Source organism: Salinicola halophyticus (assembly GCF_003206695.1).
In the GTDB taxonomy this organism is placed as follows: domain Bacteria; phylum Pseudomonadota; class Gammaproteobacteria; order Pseudomonadales; family Halomonadaceae; genus Salinicola; species Salinicola halophyticus.
Genome location: NZ_PZJN01000013.1, coordinates 1 through 761, shown reverse-complemented (window position 1 = coordinate 761; position 761 = coordinate 1). Strand labels below are relative to the sequence as shown.

Here is a 761-nt window from a genome sequence, read left to right as displayed (position 1 = left end):
AGACTGTCGAAGTCAGCACCCGGCGTGAAGGTGTAGCTACCGTCGGTATTGAACGCCAGCGACCCGTTGCCCTGACCCACGCCAGTGTCGAGTGCGTAGCTGGCGATAGTGCCATCGACATCCGATGCCGCCGGAACCTGGCCGCTGAGGACGGTGTTCTCGCCGGTAGTCTGGGTATCAGCGACGGCGAGCGGGGCATCGTTGGTGCCGGTGACGGTAATAGTGACGGTCTTGGGTGCACTCACGCCGCCGTCGCTATCGGTAGCGGTATAGCTGAACGTGACCTCGCGGCTCTGACCCTCGGCCAGACTGTCGAAGTCGGTGCCGGGCGTAAAGGTGTAGGAGCCGCCGGTGTTGAAGTTCAGCGTTCCGTTGCCGGCACCGACACCCGTCGACAGGTCGTAACCCACGATCGTACCGTCAACATCGGTCGCTGCCGGGACCTGGCCGGTCAGCACCGTGTTCTCTTCCGTCGTGGCCGTGGCCGCCTGAGCGACCGGGGCATCGNNGGTGTAGCTGAAGGTGACATCGCGGCTCTGACCCGCAGCCAGAGCGTCGAAGTCAGTGCCGGGGGTGAAGGTATAGGAGCCGTCGGCGTTGAAGTTCAGTGTTCCGTTGCCGGTACCGACATTCGTCGCCAGGTCGTAACCGGCGATCGTCCCATCGACATCCGTTGCCGCCGGGACCTGATCGCTGAGAGCGGTATTCTCTTCCGTCGTGGCCGTGGCCGCCTGAGCGACCGGGGCATCGTTGGTGCCGGT

1 protein-coding gene is annotated in these 761 nt (G+C 64.3%); it reads right to left on the bottom strand.

Going from position 1 to position 761, the window contains the following annotated elements:
• On the bottom strand, positions 1 to 761 hold a 761-nt coding region (locus tag DOM58_RS16785), incomplete at both ends, for an Ig-like domain-containing protein (RefSeq protein WP_157957574.1).